Annotated in this window: 6 protein-coding genes; 1 reads left to right on the top strand and 5 read right to left on the bottom strand. The window is 52.2% G+C overall.

The genetic code is table 11. The features are described from left to right. Window positions 1-1,018 precede the first annotated feature (1,018 nt). Window positions 1,019-2,245 (bottom strand): MFS transporter, encoded by a 1,227-nt coding sequence (locus tag PAT3040_RS22865; RefSeq protein WP_108994523.1) that lies wholly within the window; start codon window positions 2,243-2,245, stop codon window positions 1,019-1,021. 313 nt (window positions 2,246-2,558) lie between these two features. Between PAT3040_RS22865 and PAT3040_RS22860 the strand changes: the two genes are divergently transcribed. After that, window positions 2,559-3,221, top strand: coding sequence for a YqaA family protein (locus PAT3040_RS22860; RefSeq protein ID WP_108994522.1), 663 nt, complete (start codon window positions 2,559-2,561; stop codon window positions 3,219-3,221). Between the two features lie 107 nt (window positions 3,222-3,328). On the opposite strand, the gene PAT3040_RS22855 is transcribed toward PAT3040_RS22860, so the two are convergent. The 4 genes from PAT3040_RS22855 to PAT3040_RS22840 form a co-directional block, all read right to left on the bottom strand. After that, on the bottom strand, window positions 3,329-4,408 hold the full coding sequence (locus PAT3040_RS22855) for a C40 family peptidase (protein WP_108994521.1): 1,080 nt from the start codon (window positions 4,406-4,408) through the stop codon (window positions 3,329-3,331). A gap of 337 nt (window positions 4,409-4,745) precedes the next feature. After that, window positions 4,746-5,627: a cation diffusion facilitator family transporter gene (locus PAT3040_RS22850; RefSeq protein WP_108994520.1), complete on the bottom strand. Its 882-nt coding sequence runs from the start codon at window positions 5,625-5,627 to the stop codon at window positions 4,746-4,748. Between the two features lie 225 nt (window positions 5,628-5,852). Beyond that, a complete protein-coding gene (locus PAT3040_RS22845) occupies window positions 5,853-7,472 on the bottom strand; it encodes an ABC-F family ATP-binding cassette domain-containing protein (protein WP_087566125.1) in 1,620 nt (539 codons plus the stop codon). 102 nt (window positions 7,473-7,574) lie between these two features. Beyond that, the coding region (locus tag PAT3040_RS22840) for an MBL fold metallo-hydrolase (protein WP_258235114.1) at window positions 7,575-8,119 on the bottom strand (545 nt) is incomplete at its 5' end.

Raw genomic sequence — 8,119 nt, 5'->3', positions numbered from 1 at the left:
TCGCCGAGCTCGGCGCGTAGAGCTCGGTGCGTAAAGCTCGGCGCGTAGAGCTCGGCGCGTAGAGCTCGGCGCGTAGTTGGGCTGCCATTCACCCTTACGGGCGAATGGCAGCTCCTAAAGCATACGGTCTCCCGTCCCGTCTAACGGACAAACAAGTCGCTATTCTTCGATTTCTGAAGGTTTCTAAAATCTAACGGACACAGGCGACTTTATTTGCATCCTCCCAACGCCAATTTGACTGATAGCGACCAAATAACGTCTCTCTTGTCTGTTAAAGTTTGTTTGGGACAAAAAACGGACAAATAGCGTCGCTGGTGTCTGTTAGATTTTTCGAATAACCTAGAGTGTCGCTCATCGCTCATAACTCATCGCTCATCTTGCCTGTCTGTTCTATCACCTTACTCTCGATTAAGTGGAAAAACGCCCACTATTGCCTCCGTCTACGTCCTTGCTTGCGCTTTAGAGGGAAATCCTACCTCTAATACAGGTCGAATCGCTGAGTTCGGGCAGAATTCACTAAAAGAAAGGGAGTTTTTCCCTTTAAATCGAATGGACAGCCCGTTTTATTCAGATTAAAGGGAGCTTTTCCCTCTAGTTTCCGATGCAGGTATATGACTGACCACCCCTCACACTTGCTGCGACAGTGCGGATAACCCGATCGAATTCTCTCGTGGAAGAGCAATCGCGCTGTGATCAAACCTCTAACCGTGTTATTCAAGGATGAGCAACCTCCAGCTTTGCAAAGCAAAGCCGCTTCGGAAGCTTGAGGCAGGTTTAATCGCCAATAAGAAATCCGTTTTCGAGAACCGAAAACTTTTACTTCCTTATGTGGTGAAAATAGGGGCTGCCCCAAAAGTCAATTTGTGATTTTTCGAGCTCCACGTCAAATCGAATTTTTTCAAGAAAAAGGACCTCAACCCCCACTTTACAGTGGAATTCGAGGTCCTTTTACGCATAAATCGGAACGTTCCCATATCATTCAAAACACTTTCTGGGACAACCCCTTAATAATCTCTCACTAGCTGCTGCGTATAGGCGACTTGATGCCCTCCGTTCTTCTGCGGCTTAACATGACGGTCAGACCGGCAAACATCATAATCACGCCTGTAGCGACGAAGATCCAGTTCAAACCCAGGAATAACCCGAGCAGACCTCCCAACAGCGGCCCAAGCATGGAACCGAATTGGTTCGCGCTCGCTGTCAGTCCGAAGGAACGACCTCGGAATTGTTCGTCGGTGTTCTGCACCATAAGCGTATTGACGATAGGCACGACGCCCGCCATAAAAAGGCCGAACAGAAATTGCACAGCGGCGAATACCCAAAGCACTTCCACGAAATACTGCATGCAGACGACCGTGCCCGCTGTAAGCAAACAGAACACGAGAATGCGATAATAGCCCTTTCTCTCGCCTAATCTGCCCCATACGGGAGAAGCGATAATACCCGCTACACCGATCAAGGACAAGACCAGACCGGCAGACAACATCGCTCCCTTTTCTCCGCCAAGATCCGCGATATGAAGGGCAAGCTGAGGCTGTATCATATTGATGGACAACTGGAACACGACAAGCACGAGCAGCATGCCCATAAGTCCCTTGTTCCGGAACGCCATCCGATAAGTGTAAGGCTCCAGTTTCTTAACCCCTGAGCCCTCCGAAGGTTTAGCCGCAGGCGAGTTGCCTTCCTTAACCCAAAAGATGACCGCGACGCTCGCTGCCAAAATAATGAGGGATGCCGCGATAAAAGAGTGGCGAATGCCGAACAGCTCCGCCAGCGTACCGCCGAACAGCGGCCCTAAAATGCCGCCTGTCATCGTCCCTGCCTGCATCAGGCCAAGGCTGGAGCCAAGTTTCTCCTTTGGCGCGATCGATGCGACAATCGACATGGACGCCGGCACGAACCCGCCCACGAAACCTTGCATCATCCGAACGCCGACCAATTGCCACGGCGTCTCCACAAAGGCGAACAACGCATAAATGGCCGCCAGACTGACGCCCGCCCGAATAACCATTTTGCGCTTGCCGTATTTGTCGGCCATCATGCCCCACAGCGGAGCCATCACGGCCCCCATCAGGAAGGCCGAGGAGTGAACGATACCCGCCCACAAGTTGACCGAGCTCTTGTCTACTCCGAGATCGAAGAGGAACAACGGCAAAAAAGGGATCGACATCGTATAGCTGGAGCTGCAGAACAACACGCCAAACCACAAAATCCACATTGTACGTTTCCACGGTTCTAAAGTCATAAGCTGTTATTGTTCTCCTCTCTCCACACGTGAAATCAAATAAAACTTGTCCGCAGCCGATTTACAATACTTCAACTATACGCGTGTCGACGCCTTACTTCAAAACCGAATTAAGCAGGAATTGCAAGAAAAACCCGCTTCCATAGCCGAAGAAGGCTGATTATCGAAGTATTCGCATAAAATAAATTGAAACCAACTGCCAGTGTTCCACGTATCACCGAAGTGTTCCTGTGTGTTATACTGAACAGGCAGCCCAAGGTGAAACGACGTCGCCGAAGCGATGCGTTTCAATCCATACAAAGGAGCCTACTTCATGTTTCAAGCCGTCATTGATTTTCTGGAAGACTACGGCCCCTGGGGATTATTCGTTCATTCCTTTCTGGATGCGGTGATCTTTCCGATCCCTGCCTTTTTCCTTCAAGTATCTTTAAGCATTCTTAATCCTTCCAACGCATTGTGGCTCGCTACCTTCGGATACATCGCATGTCTGCTCGGTACGCCGGTAGGTTATCTTATCGGCAAGGTCATGGGCAAATCCGTTCTGTATCGCTTCCTGAAAACGGAGTGGATCGATGCTGCAACTTCCCGATTTCAAAAAAACGGAGAAGCTGCCATCCTTATCGGTTCATTTACCCCTATTCCGTTCAAAGTATTCACGATTCTATCGGGATGCCTGAACTTCCCGTTATGGCGTCTGATCGGATATGCTGCCCTGGGAAGAGCCGTCAAGTTCTATGCCGTTGGCGCGTTGTTCTACTTTTACGGCCGTGCCGCGGAATCAATGGTTAAGGATGTATCGTTGTATATCTTCATCGGCGGCGTTCCGCTGATTGCACTCTTTTTGTTCATTCGAAGCCGTATCCGCAAGCGGAAGGAAGCAGCAACTGCTGCCGCGGAACCATCCGAGCAAGCAACCGTTAAGACCAAGGCCGTCGCAAGCACATCCGACAGTACCGATCTGGGAAGCCAATTGTAATGGCAAAAAGCTATCCGAATTCCGCTCTCAATATCGAGCGGAATCGCGGATAGCTTTTTTTTAAGCAAATCTATAATTACTAATTCTGCTTGCAGAAGCTTGTCCCTTTACAGTGCGCTTCCGCCATACAGGAACCGATATTCCCAATGCGTGCCCATGATATCGTTCGTTCTGACGCCGCCGCTTTCTTTGGAATAGGTATGCAGAACTTTGCCGTTGCCGAGGTAGATGGCTACGTGCGTGATCCTCTGACTCGACTTGTTTACGCCGCTGTACGACGATTTGCTGCTGCCCTTGTAGGACATGAAGAACATAAGATCTCCGCGCTTTAGCTGGCTGATGCTGGTGACGGCATTGCCTTTGTTTTTCACATACGTGCCTTGCTGACGCGAATCGGCTGGAAGCGTTACGCCGAGAGCCTGCTTGAAAATATGCTTCGTGAAGTCCGAGCAGTCGAACGTTGCCGTCGTGTTGCGATTAGAGCCGAATTCGTACGGCGTTCCCAGATATTTCATCCCCGTCGCGATCATCTTCTCGACGGAAGTATTCGTTGCTCCTTCCTGGGAAACCGAATCGCCTCCCGTGGAGCCTCCGCTGCCGCCGGTTTCCTTGTCGGCACCCGAACCCGTGCTTGGCTTGCCATTAACCGTAATATATTGAGACTGCGAGGAGACATATCCTCTCACGCCATTAGAGTCCATAACCTCGTACCAGCCGCTGCTTGGCTGGGAGATCACCTTCACTTCCTCGCCAGTCTTTAGATAACGGACTCGCGTATACGAGGTTCCCGGTCCTTTGCGGAACGATACCGATTTTTGGATAACGCCTGTCAGTGTAGCTAGCGCCGGAGTATCCGTCCCCGTTCCCGATTCTGTACCGCCGCTCGACGCATTCGAGCCAAGTTCCGTATATTTCGATGATGATGAAATATAACCCGTCTTGCCATTCGTATCGCTGACTTTGTACCAGCTGCCCGACTTCTCCAGAATGGATACTTGTTCGCCTTTCTTAAGCATCCGAATGACCGAAGCCGTGCTGGATGGGCCGGACCGCATGTTTACTCCCCATATAACTTCTGCAGATTGCGCTGCATGCGCGACCGGTGCCGGCAACGCAGCCACAGACCCGAATAACAACGCGGCGGACAATGTTGCAGTAACGACTTTATATTTGACTGATGTGTTCAAAATTGTTACGCCTCCTCTGGTTTCTTGGATGAACAATGCCTTGTTTGGCGCCCACAATCATTGTAAGTTGGCACTCGCAGGACAGGCATCGTCCCAAGTTCCTAAAAGGCGGGGTCCCGGCATGGGCGCAGCGCATTACCCTTTTTTGCTAAGAAAAAATTAATAAAAGGCATCCCCGCCCATGGGGATGCCTTCCTTGGAAATGGATGTATAACGTCTCGTCCTTACAGCCGCTTCAAGGGCGGCACTGTGAATAACCTCATAAAACATTAGGACCTTCTCATAAGGTTGCTAGGACTTTAGAATCATTTTTTGTCGATTGACCAGAGGCATGGTCTTAATTACCAATAGGACTCTCGAGCGGCTCGACATGGACATGCACGCTTAAAATGTTGTGCTTTCGTCCCAATCTGTGCTCGATCTCGTCGCAAATACGGTGGCTTTCGATGAGCGTCAGCTCCGGATCCACCTGTACAATGACGTCGACAAGCACGTTGCTGCCATGAATGCGCGCCTTGATGTCCTTAATGGTCTGGACGCCCTTCGTGCGGGCTATCGTCGTCCGCAAGGTATGCAGCTCCTTCTCGTCGAAGCCGTCCGTCAGCGCATGCGTAGAGCTATAGAAGATGCTCCAGGCCGTCTTGCAAATGATGAGTCCCACGGCAATCGCTGCGACCGGATCCATCCAAGGCATGCCGAACTGCGATGCAATGATGCCTACGGCCGCACCGATACTTACGAGAGCATCGGACAAGTTATCCTTGGCGGCAGCCAGCAGCGCCATATTGTTGATCCGCTTCGCGAGCCTGCTGTTGTACATGTAAACCGCGCCCATGCATACGGCAGAGAACAAGGCTACCCATGCCGTTATCAGATTAGGCGTCTCCTCATGCCCTTCGAACAACGATTGGCCCGCCGTGATAAGCACCTGCAAACCTACGCTTGCCATAATAAACGAGGCGACCAGCGCCGCGATCGTCTCCGCCCGGAAGTGTCCGTATGGATGATCTTTGTCCGGCGGCTTCTGCGAGATCCGCAGGCCGATCAGGACCGCCACCGATGCCACGATGTCCGTCAGGTTGTTAAACCCGTCCGCGACAAGGGCGCCGGATATGTACCAATAACCCGCTCCAAGCTTCAATGCCGTCAGAGCAAGATAAGCGCCGATACTGACCCAGGCACCTTTCTCGCCTTGTTTGATTTCATCATACTGATTCAACTTTCAAGCCCTCCTGCCACTCTGCTATCGCTTGTTACCATTATCTCTCTAATATCTAACGGTTATCATACCCGACGTATATCGTGTGGGTCTAGAGAAACAGTGTTGACCAGATGCGCGCTTTTATGCACGAGGGCAACACACTTGGCTTGGACCACATGGCTTTTGACAAACAACAAGCCGCCCGGAGATCGCTCCGAAGCGGCTTGGTCGAAACCTATTATTCTAGACCGAATACATACGTTCGCGCAGTTCTTTGATTTCCGCGCTCTCGAGATACTCGTCATACGTCGTCATTCTGTCAATGATGCCGTTAGGCGTAATCTCGATAATGCGGTTGGCTACCGTCTGAACGAACTGATGGTCATGGGACGTGAACAGAATCGTGCAGTCCGTATCGATCAGGCCGTTATTGAGCGCCGTGATGGATTCCAAGTCCAAGTGGTTGGTAGGCTCGTCGAGAATAAAGACGTTGGCGCCTTCCAGCATCATCTTGGACAACATGCAGCGGACCTTTTCGCCTCCGGACAATACGCTGGCTTTTTTCATGGCTTCGTCGCCGGAAAACAGCATGCGGCCCAGGAAGCCGCGTAGGAACGTCTCGTCCGGATCCTTGGAATATTGGCGAAGCCATTCGACCAGGTTCATGTCCACGCCCTCGAAATACTTCGAGTTGTCCTTAGGGAAGTAGGCGCGGGTCGTCGTTACGCCCCACGAGTAAGAGCCTGCATCAGGCTCCAGTTCGCCCGCGATCAATTGGAAGAACGTAGTCTTCGGCGTGCCGTTTGGCCCTACGAATGCGATTTTGTCGCCTTTGTTGATTGCAATCGTCATGTTGTCGATGACCTTTTCGCCTTCGATCGTTTTGGTCAAGCCGTCCACGAGCAGCAGTTGCTTGCCTGCTTCGCGCTCGCCCTTGAACAGGATGAACGGATATTTCCGATTCGACGGACGAATGTCGTCGAGCGTGATCTTGTCGAGCAATTTTTTACGGGAAGTCGCTTGCTTCGACTTGGATTTGTTGGCGCTAAAACGTTGAATAAACGCTTGCAGCTCCTTGATCTTGTCTTCCTTCTTTTTGTTCTCGGAGCGCTGCAGGGACAGCGCCAATTGGCTGGACTCGTACCAGAAGTCGTAGTTGCCTACGTACATCTGGATTTTGCCGAAGTCGATGTCGGCGATATGCGTACATACCGTGTTCAGGAAGTGACGGTCATGGCTGACCACGATTACGGTGCCTTCGTAGCGCGAAAGGAAATCTTCCAGCCAACGGATGGATTCGATGTCCAGATGGTTGGTAGGCTCATCGAGCAGCAGAATCTGCGGCGATCCGAACAACGCTTGCGCCAGCAAGACGCGGACCTTCTCGTTGCCGTCCAGCTCCGACATCAGCTTGTCGTGCAGCTCGGTCGTAATGCCGAGGCCGTTAAGCATCTCGGCGGCTTCGGATTCCGCTTCCCAGCCGTTCATCTCCGCGAATTCGGCTTCCAGCTCGCCCGCGCGCATGCCGTCTTCGTCCGTAAAGTCCGCTTTGGCATACAGTGCGTCTTTCTCCTTCATGACTTCATAGAGCTTCTTATGGCCCATGACGACCGTCTCAAGCACTTTAAAGCTATCGTATTCGTAATGGTTCTGCTTGAGGACCGCCAGCCGCTCGCCTGGCGTAATATGAACTTCGCCGGAGGACTGTTCCACTTCGCCCGACAGAATCTTCAGGAAAGTCGACTTGCCCGCGCCGTTAGCGCCGATCAAGCCATAGCAGTTGCCCGGCGTAAACTTAATAGTAACGTCTTCAAAAAGCGGTCGCTTCCCGAAACGAAGCGTAATGCCACTTGTACTAATCATTTCTCCAATCCCATCCTTTACACATTATGCTCGCACTATTATAGCATAGTCTGTACTGGAAACGAACGCACAAATGACAGAAACCTCCCCGCCGTTCGAAGTTTACTTCCGCTCGCCGTTCCCGGCAAGCTTCCATGTCTCTCCGTGCGGAAGGACGATGATGCGGTTTTCCTCCAGCTTGCGTCTGCAGCGCTCCGCCTCCAGCCGCTCCAGCGCTTCCAGCGGCGTATCGTCCGCGAGCTTGAACGCGCCGTAATGCATGGGTACGAACCAGCGGGCTCCGGTATCCTCGAAGGCTTGCAGCGCTTCTTCCGGCGTAACATGCTGCGGTCCCATAAACCATTCCGGCTCGTACGCGCCGATTGGCATCAAGGCCACGTCGATGTCAAAGCGGCGGCCGATTTCCTTGAAGCCGGCAAAGTAGCCGCTGTCGCCTGCAAAGTAGATCGTCGGCGCATCGCATACCATCGGTCTGCCGTCGCAAACCGTCATCTCATCCGCCGAATAGCCCGCGGCGATCTCACGCCGCATGATCTCCGACTCGCAAGACGACGCACCGCCTGTGCCATGAAGCGCCACTTTCCTGGAAGTTCCATCCGGCCTCAACAAGCCCGGTCCCGAATCCGCCCCGCTTTTCTGAATAATCC

The organism is Paenibacillus agaridevorans, from assembly GCF_003112455.1.
GTDB lineage: Bacteria > Bacillota > Bacilli > Paenibacillales > Paenibacillaceae > Pristimantibacillus > Pristimantibacillus agaridevorans.
This window is presented reverse-complemented; position numbering and strand designations above follow the sequence as displayed.

Coding starts and splice junctions, on each gene's coding strand:
- PAT3040_RS22865 (WP_108994523.1), bottom strand. CDS start 2,245: ATGACTTTAGAACCGTGGAAACGTACAATGTGGATTTTGTGGTTTGGC.
- PAT3040_RS22860 (WP_108994522.1), top strand. CDS start 2,559: ATGTTTCAAGCCGTCATTGATTTTCTGGAAGACTACGGCCCCTGGGGA.
- PAT3040_RS22845 (WP_087566125.1), bottom strand. CDS start 7,472: ATGATTAGTACAAGTGGCATTACGCTTCGTTTCGGGAAGCGACCGCTT.